The organism is Nostoc parmelioides FACHB-3921, assembly GCF_014696625.1.
Lineage (GTDB): Bacteria > Cyanobacteriota > Cyanobacteriia > Cyanobacteriales > Nostocaceae > Trichormus > Trichormus parmelioides.
Genome location: NZ_JACJQL010000047.1, coordinates 17,788 through 34,206, shown reverse-complemented (window position 1 = coordinate 34,206; position 16,419 = coordinate 17,788). Strand labels below are relative to the sequence as shown.

The 16,419-nt window shown below is 43.1% G+C and carries 16 protein-coding genes, 1 tRNA gene and 1 pseudogene; 8 read left to right on the top strand and 10 right to left on the bottom strand.

The annotated features are described in order from the left end of the window. Positions 1-9: 9 nt before the first annotated feature. Positions 10-528, bottom strand: coding sequence for a hypothetical protein (locus H6G14_RS23690; RefSeq protein WP_190570209.1), 519 nt, complete (start codon positions 526-528; stop codon positions 10-12). 159 nt (positions 529-687) lie between these two features. On the opposite strand from H6G14_RS23690, the gene H6G14_RS23685 reads away from it, so the two are divergent. Beyond that, on the top strand, positions 688-1,215 hold the full coding sequence (locus H6G14_RS23685) for a DNA/RNA non-specific endonuclease (protein WP_422394109.1): 528 nt from the start codon (positions 688-690) through the stop codon (positions 1,213-1,215). 13 nt (positions 1,216-1,228) lie between these two features. Then, positions 1,229-1,363 (top strand): hypothetical protein, encoded by a 135-nt coding sequence (locus tag H6G14_RS34075; RefSeq protein WP_277884326.1) that lies wholly within the window; start codon positions 1,229-1,231, stop codon positions 1,361-1,363. Here the strand turns inward: H6G14_RS34075 and H6G14_RS23680 are convergent. The 5 genes from H6G14_RS23680 to H6G14_RS23660 form a co-directional block, all read right to left on the bottom strand. Beyond that, complete coding sequence (locus H6G14_RS23680; protein ID WP_242053519.1) at positions 1,360-2,541, bottom strand: ScyD/ScyE family protein; 1,182 nt, start codon at positions 2,539-2,541, stop codon at positions 1,360-1,362. The two genes, H6G14_RS34075 and H6G14_RS23680, sit on opposite strands and share 4 nt — an antisense overlap. Positions 2,542-2,808: 267 nt before the next feature. Continuing rightward, complete coding sequence (gene recD2, locus H6G14_RS23675) at positions 2,809-5,064, bottom strand: SF1B family DNA helicase RecD2 (protein ID WP_190570207.1); 2,256 nt, start codon at positions 5,062-5,064, stop codon at positions 2,809-2,811. A 173-nt stretch (positions 5,065-5,237) separates the two neighbouring features. Beyond that, positions 5,238-5,876, bottom strand: coding sequence for a glutathione S-transferase family protein (locus H6G14_RS23670; RefSeq protein WP_190570205.1), 639 nt, complete (start codon positions 5,874-5,876; stop codon positions 5,238-5,240). Positions 5,877-6,006: 130 nt separating this feature from the next. Next, complete coding sequence (locus H6G14_RS23665; RefSeq protein ID WP_190570203.1) at positions 6,007-6,486, bottom strand: DUF4174 domain-containing protein; 480 nt, start codon at positions 6,484-6,486, stop codon at positions 6,007-6,009. A gap of 255 nt (positions 6,487-6,741) precedes the next feature. Further along, entirely contained in the window at positions 6,742-7,152 is a 411-nt protein-coding gene (locus H6G14_RS23660) for a hypothetical protein (RefSeq protein WP_190570201.1), read from the bottom strand. Between the two features lie 321 nt (positions 7,153-7,473). Between H6G14_RS23660 and H6G14_RS23650 the strand changes: the two are divergent. After that, positions 7,474-8,039, top strand: a pseudogene (locus H6G14_RS23650) (transposase domain-containing protein); the annotation flags it as partial. Between the two features lie 250 nt (positions 8,040-8,289). Here H6G14_RS23650 and trpS read toward each other — a convergent pair. Continuing rightward, positions 8,290-9,297 (bottom strand): tryptophan--tRNA ligase, encoded by a 1,008-nt coding sequence (gene trpS / locus H6G14_RS23645; RefSeq protein ID WP_190570195.1) that lies wholly within the window; start codon positions 9,295-9,297, stop codon positions 8,290-8,292. A 319-nt stretch (positions 9,298-9,616) separates the two neighbouring features. Here trpS and pip point away from each other — a divergent pair, with 319 nt between their 5' ends. The 3 genes from pip to H6G14_RS23630 all read left to right on the top strand — a co-directional run bounded on the left by pip (position 9,617) and on the right by H6G14_RS23630 (position 11,447). Beyond that, entirely contained in the window at positions 9,617-10,555 is a 939-nt protein-coding gene (gene pip, locus H6G14_RS23640; protein WP_190570193.1) for a prolyl aminopeptidase, read from the top strand. Between the two features lie 230 nt (positions 10,556-10,785). Then, entirely contained in the window at positions 10,786-11,112 is a 327-nt protein-coding gene (gene clpS, locus H6G14_RS23635) for an ATP-dependent Clp protease adapter ClpS (protein ID WP_010994580.1), read from the top strand. Between the two features lie 5 nt (positions 11,113-11,117). Continuing rightward, positions 11,118-11,447, top strand: a complete 330-nt coding sequence (locus H6G14_RS23630) for a DUF2103 domain-containing protein (protein ID WP_190570191.1) — start codon at positions 11,118-11,120, stop codon at positions 11,445-11,447. 71 nt (positions 11,448-11,518) lie between these two features. Here the strand turns inward: H6G14_RS23630 and H6G14_RS23625 are convergent, their stop codons facing one another. Together H6G14_RS23625 and H6G14_RS23620 are read right to left on the bottom strand one after the other, a co-directional pair. Beyond that, positions 11,519-11,851, bottom strand: a complete 333-nt coding sequence (locus tag H6G14_RS23625) for a hypothetical protein (RefSeq protein ID WP_190570189.1) — start codon at positions 11,849-11,851, stop codon at positions 11,519-11,521. An 875-nt stretch (positions 11,852-12,726) separates the two neighbouring features. Then, positions 12,727-14,139 (bottom strand): 1-acyl-sn-glycerol-3-phosphate acyltransferase, encoded by a 1,413-nt coding sequence (locus tag H6G14_RS23620; protein WP_190570187.1) that lies wholly within the window; start codon positions 14,137-14,139, stop codon positions 12,727-12,729. 280 nt (positions 14,140-14,419) lie between these two features. Here H6G14_RS23620 and H6G14_RS23615 point away from each other — a divergent pair, with 280 nt between their 5' ends. After that, on the top strand, positions 14,420-15,052 hold the full coding sequence (locus H6G14_RS23615; protein WP_190570186.1) for a class I SAM-dependent methyltransferase: 633 nt from the start codon (positions 14,420-14,422) through the stop codon (positions 15,050-15,052). 112 nt (positions 15,053-15,164) lie between these two features. On the opposite strand, the gene H6G14_RS23610 is transcribed toward H6G14_RS23615, so the two are convergent. Next, positions 15,165-15,237 (bottom strand) — tRNA-Ala (locus H6G14_RS23610). Positions 15,238-15,296: 59 nt separating this feature from the next. On the opposite strand from H6G14_RS23610, the gene trhO reads away from it, so the two are divergent. Then, entirely contained in the window at positions 15,297-16,214 is a 918-nt protein-coding gene (gene trhO / locus H6G14_RS23605; RefSeq protein ID WP_190570184.1) for an oxygen-dependent tRNA uridine(34) hydroxylase TrhO, read from the top strand. Positions 16,215-16,419: the final 205 nt, after the last annotated feature.

Below are 16,419 nucleotides of genomic sequence, written 5' to 3'. Positions count from 1 at the left end.
CGCTTGAAGTTATTTCACTGGATGGTAGAGTTCGGTTTTAGCGTTCCATTCCCATCCCGTATTCATGGGGTCGCGGTGGAGCGTATAGCTGAGAAATTCTTTGGTGGTGAGTTTTTCCCTGTCAGCAATGAGACTTTGGGGAGTAACACCGAGTCTTTGGGCTAAACTTTCATTTGTTCTGGGTAGCAGTTCAACTTGGGGTTGTTGGTGCGAGTAGGTTTGCCTGCGAGGTCTGTTGTTGTTGCTGCTGTATCTCCCAGAAGTAATAGCCCTCTCCATGAGTTCCAGCTTCTTGGTAATTGCGTCGAGCTTGGTTTCTAGTTTCTTTTCTAGCTGCAAAATCGATTTACTGCTAGGGGCAATATCGCTATCAATTTTGCTATCAAGCTGGGTGAACAATTCCTCTAAGGCTTGCAGCAAGGCTATTGTATGCCCTTGACGGTGCAACTTGGATAGTTCTTTTACTGCTGGAATTAGGGCAGTAGGGACACGAATCATTTCGCTTGGTGGGGTTTTGTGGTCAGTCATTTGATATCAAATTTGATAGCAATGAACTGATTGTAGATGAAAAGGGAACACCAGGGCGTGGGGCAGGAGACTTGACAATTTGAAGCCTAGCTGAGTGAACGTCAGGAAATACAATCAGAAATGCTGAAGTGAAATAAATCTCTAAGAGTGCGTCAATTTATGGGATTTTGTCGAATCTGGGGTGTAGCGGCGTTGGTGGCGTTGATTGTCGGTTGTTCGCCAGCCCAGTCCCAAGTGCCACCATCAACTGAACTTTCCCCATCAATCAGCGTGCATTTGCTGCTGGGAAATCCCAGTGGTGCAACACCAACAAAGCTTACGCCTGATAATTACCTGATGGTAAAAAATCAATATGCGCTCTCTTACAACAACAGTAAGGGAACTGCCAACTGGGTGGCTTGGCAGTTAAATAAGTCATGGCTTGGCGATGCTGAACGCCAAAATAACTTTCGTCCTGATAATACTTTGCCTGCTGGTTGGTTACGGGTGACTCCTTCTATGTACTCTGGAAGTGGATATGACAGAGGCCATATTGCGCCATCGGGCGATCGCACTCGGACGGTAGAGGATAATTCCTCGCGATCGCTTTTTTTTGGTTTTTCCTCGCTTATATTTTCTGGGGTGCAATGGCGTTCTGCCCAGCGAACGCTTCCAGCACTGCACTATGTAGACTCATTTGTGAGTTAATTTGTGTTTTATTTTGCCTGAAAGCGCTGTGGCATTCCCCCAGATACCAAGAGCTAGAAGTCCTAATATCAAGGATGGTTCGGGAATAGATGTAACTCTGCGAGACGCTACTCGCGTTCGCTTGTATTTTATGGGAGGCGATCGCTAGTTAAATTTATTTTTTTTGATTTGAGATACAGCAGAAATAGTACCTAAAGCTATCAGTCCTAACGTTGCGGAGCTATTGTCTGGTACAGGTTTAGCAACAAACTTTAACACTTCGCCTTGTCCTGGCAAAGCACCTTTGTTTGACACATAGATACTACCATCAGTTCCAATGGCAAGGCCTGTAGGGGCAATTAGCCCATCACTGGCGATGGTAGTACGAGTACCATCAGGATCAATTTTAATTAAAGCACCATTACCACTCAAGAGTTCTTGACTAGCAAATTGTAAAACGTACAAACTGCCTTGAGGGTCAACAGCTAAACCAGTGATCCCTGTAAAACCACCTGCATAGATTTCGGGAGGCAGACCAGAGGAAATTTTATAGACGTTAGCTGTACCTGGAGTAAAAGGAAATCCGGTTAGTTGGCCAACAAATAATTCACCGCTACCAGAGGAAGCGATCGCTGTAGGTACTGACTGCACAGGAATGGTCTGACCTGTAAATGGGTTCGTTCCTAAACTGCTAGGAAACACAGCCCGTACATTCAGATTACTGCCATCTGTATTGACTTGGAGTAAATCATTACCTCCTGCATCTGTGACATAAGCTATATCATTCTGGATTAATAGCCCATAAGGGTTGCTATTTAAATCGCTGCCATCAGGATTGTTAGCAGCCTCAAAAGCTCCCAGATCAGCCACAGTTGTCCAAGAGTTGGTATTAAAGTCAACTTGCAAGAGTTTGCCAAAGTCGGGAAATATCAAAGGATTAAAGTAGCTAGGGTCTGGATTAGCACCTAAACCTGTAATTACATAAGCCTTGCCACTGCTATCAAATGCTATGCTACTTGGGCCAATACCTCCTCCTCCATTAGATGGTGCTAAAGATGGTAATCCTGTAATTATGCGCGTTTGTTGCCCGTTTTGAATTTTAGTAATTGCACCACTAGAACCGTATTGTGCTGTTTGCCCATCACCTAAGACAACGGATGCTCCTGTTCCACCAACACCGGACTCTGTAACATAAAGTGCGCCATCCAGTCCAAAAGCCAGACCACGAGGATTGTCTAGTCCACTAGCAACAACGCTACTAGTAAATTGTGCGCTTAGTGCAGTTTCTCCCATTCCCAAAGCGATGATTAAAGAACCAACAGCAGCGAGTGATAATTTATTCAGCATATTAATGTTTTTCTTTCACAAAATGATAAAAGTTAGCAACCAACATGAGAAAAAAGAAATTTTATCTTCGATTTAAGCAAAGATATTTTCATAAGAGGCTGTTTGCCAACAATGGTTTTTCCTATGGATCTAAGGGATAGCACTTCACTTCTTCATATATCTTCAGATGAGAATATCTATTTATGTTTCTCCCTTTATATTTCTTTAGAGATAACCTCTCAAAAAATCAAGAATTTTTTCTCAAAAGCTCGAACACATCTCATGTGCTTATTTTGGTAGGGCTACGCTCATCGCTGCTTGTAACCTCTCTTGCAATCGGGTATACCGTTCCTGCGACTTTGTAGAACGAACGCACATACTTATTGCCTTCTGACTGCCAATAATAATCGCCAATTTCTTAGCACGGGTTAACCCTGTATAAAGTAAATTCCGAGTCAACATCATGTAATGTTGGGTGTACAAAGGCAAAATCACTACTGGGTATTCTGACCCTTGTGACTTATGGATACTCACGCTCCAGGCTAAAGCCAGTTCATTCATGTCAGCATAATCATACGTAACATCCCGTTCTTGATACTGGACGATTACTTCCTGTTCCTCAGTATCTATTTTGGTAATAAATCCTACATCACCGTTGAAAACTTCCCTTTGATAGTCATTGGTTAATTGAATAATGCGATCGCCTACTCTAAAAATAGTCCCTCCCCTGGTGACTTCAACTTTTTCAGAACTAGGTGGATTAATCAATTGTTGCAGTACATTATTAAGATTGCGCGTACCGACTAATCCCCGTGACATGGGGCAAAGCACTTGTACATCAGTAGCAGGATTAAAACCAAGTTTAGGAATAAAATCACTAATCAACTCACTAATTGCCTGCACTCCATGTTCTGGCTCAAATCCTCCACCATGCCACAGACAATCAGATTGGGGTGTATTAGAAATTGGTTCAATATGGGGATATTGCCCCCGGTTAATTTGATGGGATGCAGTAATAATTTTGCTAGTAGCAGCTTGGCGAAATACTTGGGTGAGGCGCACTACAGGCACTTTTCCCGACTTAATTAAATCAGCCAGCACGTTACCCGCACCTACCGATGGCAATTGGTCAATATCTCCCACTAACAATAGTTGGGCATTGTCTGCCACTGCTTCAACAAGGGAGTATGCCAGAAACAAGTCAAGCATACTGGCTTCATCTACAATAATGGCACTCTGGGGTAAGGGGTTGGTGCGATCTCTTTTAAAACTGCGTGTCTTGGGGTCAAATTCCAAAAGGCGGTGAATGGTTTTAGCTTCTAGTCCGGTCATCTCACCTAAACGTTGTGCAGCCCTCCCCGTTGGTGCAGCCAGGGCTATTGATTTACCCATTGCTTTCCACAAGGAAACTATGGTGTGAGTGGTAAAGGTTTTGCCGACACCAGGGCCACCTGTAATCACGGTAAATCGAGAGTAAGCAGCCTTCTCTACTGCTTGTTGCTGTTCTATTGATAGCGCAACTTGGCGGCTACTGCTAAAACGCTCTAACCAAGCCCGGACACGAGGAACATCAGCACTGATGGGGTAGGTGAGGCGAACTCGTACCAATTGGGCTAGGTTTTGTTCGGTGTAGAAGTAAGTAGGTTTGTAGCAATTGAGCGTTTTATCAGCATCCCGTTCTCTAATTAGCTCATCTTTCAAGGCCATATCTTTGATAGTCACAGTGATGGCATCTTCTGTTGGTTGATGAGTATCAGTTGTCAGCAGTTTGATTACTTCGTCAATCAGTTCGCTTTGTGGCAGGTAGCAATGTCCATCTTCTGCGGCGGCACTCAATACATGGGTCATCCCAGCACAGTAACGAAACTGGGAATCTGCGGGAACTCCCAAATTACGAGCTATTTTATCGGCAGTCAAAAACCCTATACCGTAGATATCATCTGCTAGCTGGTAGGGGTTGTGGGTGACTGTATCTATGGATTTATCACCATATTGCTTATAAATCTTGACTGCGTAAGTAGTAGAAACGCCATGACTTTGCAGAAATACCATCACTTCTTTAATGGCTTTTTGCTCGTTCCAGGCTTTTTGAATCATGGCAATCCGCTTTTTGGCGATGCCGTTGACTTCAATTAGTCGCTCGATTTGGTTTTCAATAATATCTAGAGTCTCTATCCCAAAATGGGCAACAATCCGTTTAGCAGTCACAGGCCCCACACCTTTAATTAGACCGCTACCTAAATACTTCTCTATTCCTGTAAGTGTTGCAGGTTTGGTTTCTTTGTAATTCACCACTTGAAACTGCAAACCATACTGGGGATGTTCCCGCCAAAAACCAGTTAATTGCAGCGTTTGTCCTGGCTGGATATCTGCAAAGCTACCAGTAATTGTAGTTAGTTCTTTGGCACTGGGGCGTTGTAACCGCGCCACGGTATAACCCGATTCTTGAGAATAATAGGTCAAGCGTTCTACCACTCCCATGATTGATTCATGTTTGGGAGTAGCGTTAACTTGTTGCTGGCTTGGTAGGGGCGTGGTGGACATCACTTTCAACAAACGGCGCAGCTATTATACTCGATACTGTTTTAGAAGTAATGGAGTCAGCTTTATATAGTATTTATGTACTATACACAAAATTATGGAGAATAGCGTTATTACCACCACAGGCATTTGAATTTCAGGAAACAAGCGATCAGATCGCTCTTGTACGAGAATTATTAAATGCTGTTGGCGTAGTCGTATTTGCCTCCACGTTCAAGGGCGCGTTTGTAGGCAGGTCGCGCATGGATGCGTTCGATAAATTCCTGAATCTTTGGTCGGTTTGAGATAAGTTCGGCTTGCAGGGCAACCAACTCCAGAGGAAAGCTCATTTGGATATCGGCGGCGGTGAACTCTTCGCCGACAAACCACGTACTCTTACCAAGTTCAGCTTCTATGTAATCAAAGTGAAGCTTGATTTGGGGCGCGATAAATGCGTCATTTGCCCTGTTATCTCCTGCCCCAAAACGGCTAAATATGAGGTTCATTACCAGAGGTGGCATTGCCGAACCTTCGGCGTAATGCAGCCAATAGGTGTAGCGCAGACGCTCTGGCGTACCGGATTTTGGGATTAACTTACCATTGCCGTAACGCTCTACTATGTATTCGATAATAGCACCCGACTCAGCAACAGTCACTTCTGCATCTGTAATCACTGGTGACTTGCCGAGCGGATGGACTTGGCGCAGTGATGCTGGTGCTAACATCGTCTTCTGGTCACGTTCGTAAAACTTGATATCGTATTCGATGCCTAATTCTTCAAGTAGCCATAGCACACGCTGCGAGCGCGAGTTGTTGAGATGATGGACAATAATCATTGGGAGCTACTTTTTGTTATCTGCTTTTGCTCATCTCAAAGTATCATCAGTTCCCCTAATCTTCATCTATCGGGTGGTTTGCCCTGGGTATAATGCAGCGTTTGACTAGGTTGTATTTTATAGCTACTTTCTAACTCGAAGAGCGCATTTCTTGTTGACGCATGGGCATAGCGTCAATTTGCTCAAAAATTGCTGTGGCTGGAACTGGTGTAGTGTCACTGCGCTTAACACCCCCATCTTTGCCTATCAAAATAACGCGAAAATTATCTTTGTCAACTCCAAAGCGATCGCGCAACTTGACAGCAGAAGATTCATCTATTAACTGTCCGTTGGCATAGCTTTTATCTGTTGCCAAAACCTGAACCAGAACTAAATCCCTTTCTGTAAAACCGTTTTGATGCTGGTTAAATAACTGCATCTGTTGTTGGTAATCACGATTATCAACAGACGGTGCAAACACCAGTAGCACGCGGTTTTGCCATTTTTGGGAACTAAGGTTAAATGAAGACATTTTGATAGCTTGGGTTGAACCTTGGATACCAGCAATGCTGACTGGTGATAGAACTATAGACCCGGTGAGGGTCAGGGCAATTAATACTGAGTTATTCACTTCGGGGGTTGAGATGAGCGTTCCAATAACTCAAACTACCATTAATTTTTCTTCTCTGACTCTATCTGGTGATTGAATAAGTGTGATGCCTACCCTCAAGAGCGATCGCCCTAGTACCGCAAGGCGGAATTCAAAATTCAAAATTCAAAATTCAAAATGAATACAGCGTAAGCGTTTCGTTAGTTTAGAATGGTCTGCTTATTTACGCTGTGCTGTACTAGTACATTTTTCCTCTAAGAATCTGATGGGGGTGCGTCATTGAGATTGAAAAAACTGCTTGATAAAGTTGAGATACCCTTGTCGTCCGCCTTTATTAGTCCACAGTTTAATTGACGATTGAATTCGTTTGAGACAGTCTACGATTTCTGTCACGGTCTTGGGTGTCATCTGCTCGTCAAGCGGTTGGTCAGTTTCATCTGAAATGGAGGTTCGCCCTAAGCGTAATTCACAAATCGCCTTTACTTGTGTAGCGACTTGGGCTGATATTCCTCTAATTGGACGTGATGCGCCTGACCTACCTTGAGCTTCGGCACTATAAACGCGGATTAATGATTCAATTGCTGTCATTACCTCAGCATCAATCAAATCCGGTCTTTCTTGATAGACTTGCATGATGGCAAACTCTATATTCTGTAGAACATCTAAATGTTTGTCCTCAACGCTCATGATTACGACTTTATCTGTAGTTTTAACTGAGTTGATAGTCTGTGCAATCGCAACTATACAATTAAAGTAATTTTTTTGCAGCTACTAACTTTGAGCTAGCTGTTCTATAAGTTGCAATAGATTTTTCTCAATTTGCCCAAGGGCATCTGTAGCCGCAATACTTCTCGGTTAAGAACAAAAGCAAGGTAAAGTGATAATTGTTCACTTACAAGTGTGTTCGGAAAAACTGGTGCTGCTAAAAGATTTCTCCTTAATAACGCCAAGATTAGATACGCCTAGTTAATATTTAAAGCGATAGAAACAGTCATTTCGCTATCAGTGATTAGAGAAACTCTATCAGAGACAGACAGTGGTGAAGAGCGAACACGGAAATTGCCATCTGGTTTGGTAGTGTGTCTAGTCATAGCGATGAATCTATGGTCATCAGATGCTGCTTGGGAGATGTACTGAAAAATCTGGTGAGTGGGTTAAGTAGAGAGTGGACGCGATTAGGGCAGTATTGGAAAGCACCAAGTAGTTCTTCAATCAGCGAAGCGAGGCAGAGATTAGGATGTCGGGTAATGAGTCAGCTATTTGAAAAAATAGTCCGGCCATTAGGCACACCACAAACGCCGGGAGCATTTTTAGGAGGACTGCGAGTGATGGCAGTAGACGGTACAGTGATGGATGTACCAGATAGCGCGGCTAATACCAGGGTGTTTGGATATCCAGGTAGTAGAAAAGGAACTAGGGCTGCTTTCCCGAAGGTACGTTTGGTATTGTTAGTAGAGGCGGGAACTCATCTGATTGTTGATGCCTTAATGTGTCCTTATCGTATCGGTGAGAGAGTGCGAGCTTTAAAACTACTCCGAAGTTGTGGTCAAGGGATGCTCCTTTTTTTCTCCAAACTAATCCTGGAAATTTTGGAGCAAAAAATCCCTCCAAGACAGGGCAGGACAAATCCCAGAGTAGTCAAAAAACCTCGTTCTATGTTTCCATCTAGAAAACCAATCCACTCAGGAGCGGGTACTAAACGTCAACCACTCACTTTTTTTATTCTTAATACTGCTTAATCCTTAACCGATAAGTATTGATTGGGGACTGGGGAAGGATGAGATACAATTCTTGACCCAACAGTCCCTAATTATGAATTACGAATTAAAGGGGTGCAGAATAGCCTAAAGCTGCTTTGACATCTGCTAGGGTTTGGTTGGCGACGGCTTCAGCTTTTTCTCGACCATCACGCAACACCGACTCTAGATAACCTTTGTCAGCAGTGATTTCTTGATACTTGTCTTGTATAGGTTTGAGGGCGTTGATTGCTGCTTCGGTGAACAGGGGCTTGAATTGTCCCCAGCCCATATCTTGACATTCTGCGGCTACTTCTTCCTTCTTTTTACCAGACAGCAACATATATAAGGTCAACAAGTTGTTGCATTCTGGGCGTTCTGGGTCGTCGAAGGTTAAACCTTTCACCGGGTCAGTTTTACAACGTTTAATTTTATTAGCAATCTGGTCTGGTGGGTCTAAAACGTTAATGCGGCTTAACTCTGAGGGATCAGATTTAGACATTTTGCGTGTCCCATCGGTGAGACTCATCACCCTTGCACCTTCCTTGCTGATTAAAGGTTCTGGCAATTTCAGCACAGGTTTATCTTTGGCAAATTGGTGATTAAATCTGTTGACAATATCCCGTGTGAGTTCCAGGTGCTGCTTTTGGTCTTCACCTACAGGTACTTTATCGGCTTGATAAAGCAAGATATCAGCCGCCATCAGCACTGGATAGATTAACAGCCCTGCACCTACGTTTTCCCCTTGCTTGACGGCTTTTTCCTTAAACTGAATCATGTCTTGCAGCCAATTCAGGGGGGTGATGCAGTTGAGGAACCAAGCAAGTTCAGTGTGGGCTGAGACGTGGGATTGGACAAAGACATTGGAGTATTTTAAATCAATACCACAGGCTAAATAAAGTGCAGCGATCGCATAAGTGTCTGCCGCCAATGTAGCTGGATTATGCGGTACAGTAATTGCGTGTAAATCCACTACACAAAAGAAATTATCGTACTGGTCTTGAATTTCTACCCAGTTGCGAATCGCCCCTAAATAGTTACCCAAATGTAGATTACCAGTTGGTTGAACTCCCGACAGAACGCGCTGCTTACCCATAAATCTTAGTTTAGTTATCTCAAATTCCCACCTTGTACAGTGGCGATGGCAAAACACATATCATTTTGTCATTAGTAAATAGTCATTAGTCAATAGTCCATAGTCATTAGTCCATAGTCCATAGTGCCATAGGTTGGATTTGAGGGAAAACTAATAAATATACTACACATTTAATATGATAAATCTTGTGGGGTGGGCATCTTGCCCGCCTTTGTATAATTTACTGGGGGAAAATGTGCTGTAGTTATGGCTGTGTTATTTCTTGCTTAAGCAAGGTTGAGAAAATAAATTAATATTTATCAATATTTTAGATATAAATATGCGTGAACTTTACCCACCCATCGAACCTTACAAAGAAGGTAAGTTACAAGTTTCTGATTTACACACCATTCATTTTGAAGAATCAGGAAACCCTCAAGGTAAGCCCATAGTTTTACTGCACGGTGGCCCTGGTGGTGGTTGTCCGCCAGTTTATCGGCAATATTTTCATCCTGAAAAATGGCGATTAGTCATGTTTGACCAACGTGGCTGCGGTAAAAGCGAACCCCATGCAGAATTAAGGGAAAATACAACTTGGGATTTGGTTAATGATATTGAAAAATTGCGCGAGCATTTAGAAATAGAACAGTGGGTGGTTTTTGGTGGAAGTTGGGGCAGTACTTTATCTTTAGCTTATAGTCAAACACACCCTGAGCGTTGTTTAGGCTTGATTTTACGCGGGATATTTTTACTCAGACAAAAAGAATTGCGTTGGTTTTATCAAGAAGGTGCTAGTTATATTTTTCCTGATGCTTGGGAAGAATATCTGCAACCAATTCCTGTCAATGAACGTGATGATTTACTTAAGGCTTACTACCAACGTTTAACTAGTCCAGATTCACAAGTTAGACGAGAAGCGGCTCGTGCTTGGTCAATTTGGGAAGCTAGTACTAGTAGATTATTTCCTGATACCCAACTAAAGCAAACTTTTGGAGCAGATAATTTCGCTGATGCTTTTGCCCGTATTGAATGTCATTATTTTATTCATCAAGGATTTTTCAATTCTGAGGATCAATTACTATTAAATGTTCATCGTATCCGCCATATTCCATCTGTGATTGTCCAAGGGCGTTATGATGTGGTTTGCCCCATGACATCGGCTTGGGAATTACACAAAGTCTGGCCGGAAGCTGAATTTATTGTGGTTCCTGATGCTGGTCATTCGATGAGTGAAGTGGGGATTCGTAGCGCTTTGATTGAGGCGACGGATAGATTTTGATTTATTCCCCAGTCGCTTCTTTACGATAAGGGTACTCACCACTAATTGTTTGCCTTTGGCGTTCCCGTTCGCGCAGGTCAGATTTGGTCTGGGTTTTAGGGTTTGGAGTGGGGAAAAATTTCTATTCACCTTGTCAACTGACAACCGACAACTGACCACTGACCACTAACAATGGACTAAACTATTTAGTTGTAGTTTAGTTTTGTAAAATTTCTCTGGTTAACTGTTCTATGGTTACAAAACTTTCGATAGATGTTTACGCCATGAGTACAGCGCCAACTGTAACTCCTGAACGGTCTAATCAAACTGTCCGCAAGACTTATCCCAATTACAAAGTGATTGTGTTAAATGATGACTTTAATACTTTTCAACACGTTGCCGAGTGTTTGGTGAAGTATATTCCGGGTATGACTGGCGATTTAGCTTGGGATTTGACTAATCAAGTACATTATGAGGGACAAGCGATCGTTTGGGTAGGGCCACAAGAACCCGCAGAATTGTATCACCAACAATTACGCCGGGCTGGGCTAACAATGGCCCCCCTAGAGGCGGCTTAATTATCATGGGTAAATCCTCTGCTGACCACCAAAAGCCCGTCTCTCGTAAAAAGGATGGTAGATTAGTTTGGAATCATTCTACCCACATTCCTGGGCTGATCCCGATTTTAGAACGCCTGTGTCAACAAGATGGCATTCAAACCATCACACCAGGGGTTATTGGTAGGGTTAGAGGCCACTCTCCCAAAATGCAACTGCGTATATCTGTACCGATTCGTGGTGGCTATAAAATTATTGCCCGACAGGGTAAAACAGTTCAAGAGGTGTTTATTCTAACACCTCTTGCTCAGGATACACTGGAAACGATGATTGCGATCGCCTGCAATCGAGGGTAGCTCATCCCTAGAAAAAGGTAAATTCCCTTCATAGTCCATAGTCAATAGTCCACATGACTAGTGACTAATGACTAATCCTGAACTTCTTGGCGTACTGCGAATCTATGTAGTGGCAGACTCAATATACAAGAAAAAGTTAAAAAATATGACAAAGCTGTAGTTATTTTCAATGTCATCATCATTGGCTCATAGTTAGGGAAAACCAACTTTTCCAAACCAAATGCCACACAATAAACTAGCCAATAACTAAAGCTCATTCTAAATAGAATTTTCTCGGTTTCTTCCCGTTCATCATCTTTTGTACCCTTGCTATCCCACAGCAACATCAAGCCAGCAATGCAAGCCACAAAAGATACAGCAACTACAAACCCATGACACAAGAAATTAACTCCGTGCATCTGCATTCATCCCAATTTTTGCCATTGGAATTCAGTCTAAAGGAATATTCCTCAAGTCCATACAATATAGTAACAAACTGCAATATAAAGCTACGGTTTATGTTAACAAATGCAAAGATAAATATATTAGTTTGATTAAGCAAAAAATTCTTTAATTATGATTAATTTTATATTTGTTTATATGAATTTTTGTTTAACCAAATCAATAGGACTTACGCACCTAGATTTTCTGTTGAGACCGGGTGTAGGGGTTTCAAACGTTTATGACCTTATATTTGCCTATGTGTAATCTATATAGTACAATGGTACTATAAACTTAGATTCTAACTTTATAGACCCCACACTGCACCCGTGGGGTTTTTACTTTGGGAGTACGGATTCTCAAGCTTTCCGACTCCCTCAGTTACTTCATCAAGAAAAGAATTTACCAATCAAAAGAATACTTAATACTCAAAGTCCTACCTCTAGCAGCAGCATAAGCGCTACCATTGGCTTGCAATTGGGAAACTACGGGGAAATATTGACTATTAAAGAGGTTTTCCAATCCCAGTTGTAATGTTCCTGCACCGAGTTTAAGTAAGTCGATGCAATAAAACCAAACTATGTAAAGAAAAGTAAATAAGGCTCAAACGCTTTCTCCCCCTGCTCCCTGCTCCCTGCTCCCTGCCTTATTCCAACAATAATTATTTACACCGACCTACTTACGTGTTGTAACGGGGATTTAAACCCCTACATTGTGTTAACACCAATGTAAAAAAAGAACCCAACAAATAAACCACCTGTAGAGACGCGATTCATGAGCCAGCGCGTTGCGGGGGTTCCCCCCGTTGTAGCGACTGGCGTCGCGTCTTCTTCTTCACCCAATCCCCAATCCCCAATCCCTAATCAATCAAATTGTCTAAAGCCACCTGTAAATCTTGAGTTAAATTACTCACAGCCTTTTTAGCCGCTTGGCGGTTATCATGCACCTTTTCCCAGCGTTCCGTGACAGAAATTGGCTCACCTACCTTAATTACCGCCTCCCGTAAACCTAACCTTGGTCGTCCTGGTAGAGTTGATTCTTGTATACGAGAAAGCATATCAAACATTAGTAAAGCCGTCTCGGCAAATCTGTCTGCACTATGCTTTTCTTGTATATAGGTAGCATTCACAGCCACAAAACTCTCTACTAGACGCATATGCTGTATTCGTAAGTCTGCTTCTTGGGCTACCCAGTCGGCGAGTCCCCGTTTAAAGGAAGGTAAATTATCGATATCTGGTAAATCTTCTCTATATATGCGATTCCAACTGGCTTCTTCTAAACGGCGACAACGGTCGATAAAATTACCTTGGGCTGGAATACCAAAATACTGCTCGGAAACTTGTAACGCTTTATCTAATAAACGATGCAGTCTGGCAATTAACACCTGATTGGGCGTGGTAGATTCTTCTGTGGCTATAGTGTTGGGGATATCTTGATGATAGAAGCGGCGATAAAACTCTTCCATCTCTGTAATTAAATATTCACCCAGGCGACAGATGCGTTGATGGTAAATCTCCGGTTGATTGATTGCAGACTCCCCAACTGATTGCACTGGTAAACCGCTATCAGCTTCCAACTTACTCAACAACTCATCCAATTTAGACCAAGGCGGCGTAACATAACGATATTGGATAGATACCGGCACAATCACCACAGTTTCTGTCCGGTGAGCTTTTTTCAAGTCTTCCACACACCAGAACCCCAATTGGGAAACACCGGGTTCCAGAGGGCTGACTATGCCACTGTGACCATTATTACCACCTTCAGGGGCAACAGCAATGGGGAATGGAGCGTTAGCGAATAAATCCCTTGCTGTTTGAATAGCTTGCCTATCTAACCGTCTTCCGCGACGAATTGGCACGCCTCCCAACTGAGAAAACAACCAACCCAACCAATTTCCAGCCCATATAGTCATTCCTCTGTCGTAGACAAAATGACTGTGAACTGGGTATTGCAACTTAATACCTTTTTGACGCGCCACCTGTGGAACAATGCGAGAAATTAAGTACAACATACACAGAGGGTCTTCTACCTCTGGGTGGCGAAATGCCATTAAAAAGCGAATTTTCCCACTTTGGAATTGTTGATAAAGTTCTGCTAATGTTTCAGAATTTTCTGCTTCAATTTTGACGATACCAGCCGGGAGCCAAGGGCGTGTGCGAAAGCGCAACACAAGAGGTAGTAACCACTGCATTAACCTGAGAATGAGGGGGTTAAAACTGTGGGGGATAAATTTTAGGGGTGGTTGGGTAGAGTTGATTAATTTCGGCAAGTGATGCTCCCGACTATATTATCCAAAATGAATGCCTAAGCTAATGCGGGTTTAAATTGCATAACTACTAATAAGGGGTGTTAACTGTTGACTGTTAACTGTTAACGGTCAACTGTCAACAGCCTTCACGATGAATTATGCAACTTAAAAGCAGAATAGCCTAATTGATTTTGCCACTTTTAAAAGCAGGCGGTCAGCTAGGCTGGGCGGAACACCAACGATTATGGTGGAGGGTAGCCCATCGCTGCTAGTTTAATAATGAATTACTCTACACAGCCAGATGAACACACCACAAGACCCCCGCAAATATGCACCAGCAACACAACGTAACCGCGAACCCATCTTAGAAGTGCTATTACAAGTGTTACCTACCAGTGGCACTATTCTAGAAATTGCCAGTGGTACAGGTGAACACGCCATTTTCTTTGCCCCCCGCCTTCAACCACGTAAATGGCTACCCTCTGACCCCAATCCGGAATTACGAGCTAGTATCACCGCATGGACTGCACAATTTCCCAGCGATAATCTTTACCCACCTGTAGAACTTGATGCTAGTCAGCCAATTTGGTCAGTAGAAAAGGACGCAATTCTCAACGATGCCCCCATTACTGCCATAGTTAATATTAATATGATTCACATTTCCCCTTGGTCAGCTTGTTTGGGACTCTTAGCTGGTGCGGGGCGGATTTTGCCACCAGGAGGAATTCTTTATCTTTACGGGCCTTACAAACAAGGGGGAGAACATACCGCCCCAAGTAACGCCGCCTTCGATGAATCCTTACGTTCCCAAAATCCAGAGTGGGGAGTACGCAACCTGGAAGATGTGATTGCAGCAGCTAAACAACAAAATCTCCAACTGCATAAAACCTACCAAATGCCTGCCAATAATCTTTCGGTGGTCTTTCAACGTTAGTTATGTAAGGGTGTAGGGGTATAAGGGTATGAGGGTGTAAGGGTGTGAGGGTTTAAGGGAAGAGTTTGGTTTTACTCTTTCCCCTACACCCCTATACCCTAATTTACGTCAATGGAGGTTAGCGGACTCGAACCGCTGACATCCTGCTTGCAAAGCAGGCGCTCTACCAACTGAGCTAAACCCCCGTAAAATTGAATTTATAACCTTCAATATCATAATCGAAAACTCTGTTTTTTACAAAGGGATGAACCAAGAAAATACGCAAATCGTTGCTGCATTTTATAAATTCGTCAGTTTGCCGGATTTTGCTGAGAAACAAGAACCCTTGTTGGCTTATTGTTTAGCCCAAAATATCAAGGGTACGATTCTCCTAGCTAAAGAAGGAATCAACGGGACAATTGCAGGTTCGCGTCCAGCCATTGACAATGTTTTATCTTATCTACGTTCTGACTTGCGCTTACAAGACCTAGAACATAAAGAATCCACCGCAGACACTCCGCCGTTTGAACGGATGAAAGTGCGGCTGAAAAAAGAAATTGTCACTTTAGGTTTACCAGAAGTAGACCCTAATGAACAGGTGGGTACTTATGTAACCCCTGAAGAATGGAATGAGTTGATTTCTGACCCGGAAGTGATTGTTATTGATACACGCAATGATTACGAAGTACATATCGGTACTTTCCAGGGGGCGCAAAATCCCCAAACAAACTCATTTCGAGACTTCCCGAAATATGTCCGCCAAAACCTCGACCCGAATCAGCACAAAAAAGTAGCTATGTTTTGTACTGGGGGTATTCGTTGCGAAAAAGCTTCATCTTTCATGCTTTCTCAAGGTTTTGCAGAGGTGTATCATCTCAAGGGTGGTATACTCAAGTACCTAGAGCAAATCCCACCAGAGGAGAGTTTATGGCAAGGGGAATGTTTTGTTTTTGATGAACGTATCGCCGTAGTTCATGGGTTAGAGCCGGGAACTCACGAGTTATGTTTCTGTTGTGGACACCCCTTGGCTGAAGAAGATAAGGCATCTCCTCAGTATGAAGAAGGTATTTCTTGCCCCCACTGTTTTGATAGTCTTACGGAAGATAAAAGAACGCGTCAGCAGGAGAAGTGGCGACAATATCAGTTAAAAAATTCCCACTCTTTGGGTAATCCAAAATTATAGTCCCGTCAATTATTTTATCCAAATTCTGGCGATCGCTCAATCATATAGCTGGGGACTGGGGACTAGGGACTGGGTACTGGGTGAAAAGTCTTGTTGTGTCTAGGTTGTATCATCGAAGGCGGCGGGAAACCCACTCCCTTCAAGGGGTGGGAGGGATAGCCGCCCCGCCACCGTTAACTGCTAACTGCTGACTGTTAACCGTCAA

What these genes read in the sequence shown, in the direction of transcription:
- H6G14_RS23625 (WP_190570189.1), bottom strand. Translation starts at nt 11,851, where the DNA reads ATGCAGATGCACGGAGTTAATTTCTTGTGTCATGGGTTTGTAGTTGCT.
- pip (WP_190570193.1), top strand. Translation starts at nt 9,617, where the DNA reads ATGCGTGAACTTTACCCACCCATCGAACCTTACAAAGAAGGTAAGTTA.
- H6G14_RS23690 (WP_190570209.1), bottom strand. Translation starts at nt 528, where the DNA reads ATGACTGACCACAAAACCCCACCAAGCGAAATGATTCGTGTCCCTACT.
- H6G14_RS23630 (WP_190570191.1), top strand. Translation starts at nt 11,118, where the DNA reads ATGGGTAAATCCTCTGCTGACCACCAAAAGCCCGTCTCTCGTAAAAAG.
- H6G14_RS23680 (WP_242053519.1), bottom strand. Translation starts at nt 2,541, where the DNA reads ATGCTGAATAAATTATCACTCGCTGCTGTTGGTTCTTTAATCATCGCT.
- H6G14_RS23685 (WP_422394109.1), top strand. Translation starts at nt 688, where the DNA reads ATGGGATTTTGTCGAATCTGGGGTGTAGCGGCGTTGGTGGCGTTGATT.
- clpS (WP_010994580.1), top strand. Translation starts at nt 10,786, where the DNA reads ATGGTTACAAAACTTTCGATAGATGTTTACGCCATGAGTACAGCGCCA.
- H6G14_RS23670 (WP_190570205.1), bottom strand. Translation starts at nt 5,876, where the DNA reads ATGATTATTGTCCATCATCTCAACAACTCGCGCTCGCAGCGTGTGCTA.
- H6G14_RS23615 (WP_190570186.1), top strand. Translation starts at nt 14,420, where the DNA reads ATGAACACACCACAAGACCCCCGCAAATATGCACCAGCAACACAACGT.
- H6G14_RS23660 (WP_190570201.1), bottom strand. Translation starts at nt 7,152, where the DNA reads ATGAGCGTTGAGGACAAACATTTAGATGTTCTACAGAATATAGAGTTT.
- trpS (WP_190570195.1), bottom strand. Translation starts at nt 9,297, where the DNA reads ATGGGTAAGCAGCGCGTTCTGTCGGGAGTTCAACCAACTGGTAATCTA.
- trhO (WP_190570184.1), top strand. Translation starts at nt 15,297, where the DNA reads ATGAACCAAGAAAATACGCAAATCGTTGCTGCATTTTATAAATTCGTC.
- recD2 (WP_190570207.1), bottom strand. Translation starts at nt 5,064, where the DNA reads ATGTCCACCACGCCCCTACCAAGCCAGCAACAAGTTAACGCTACTCCC.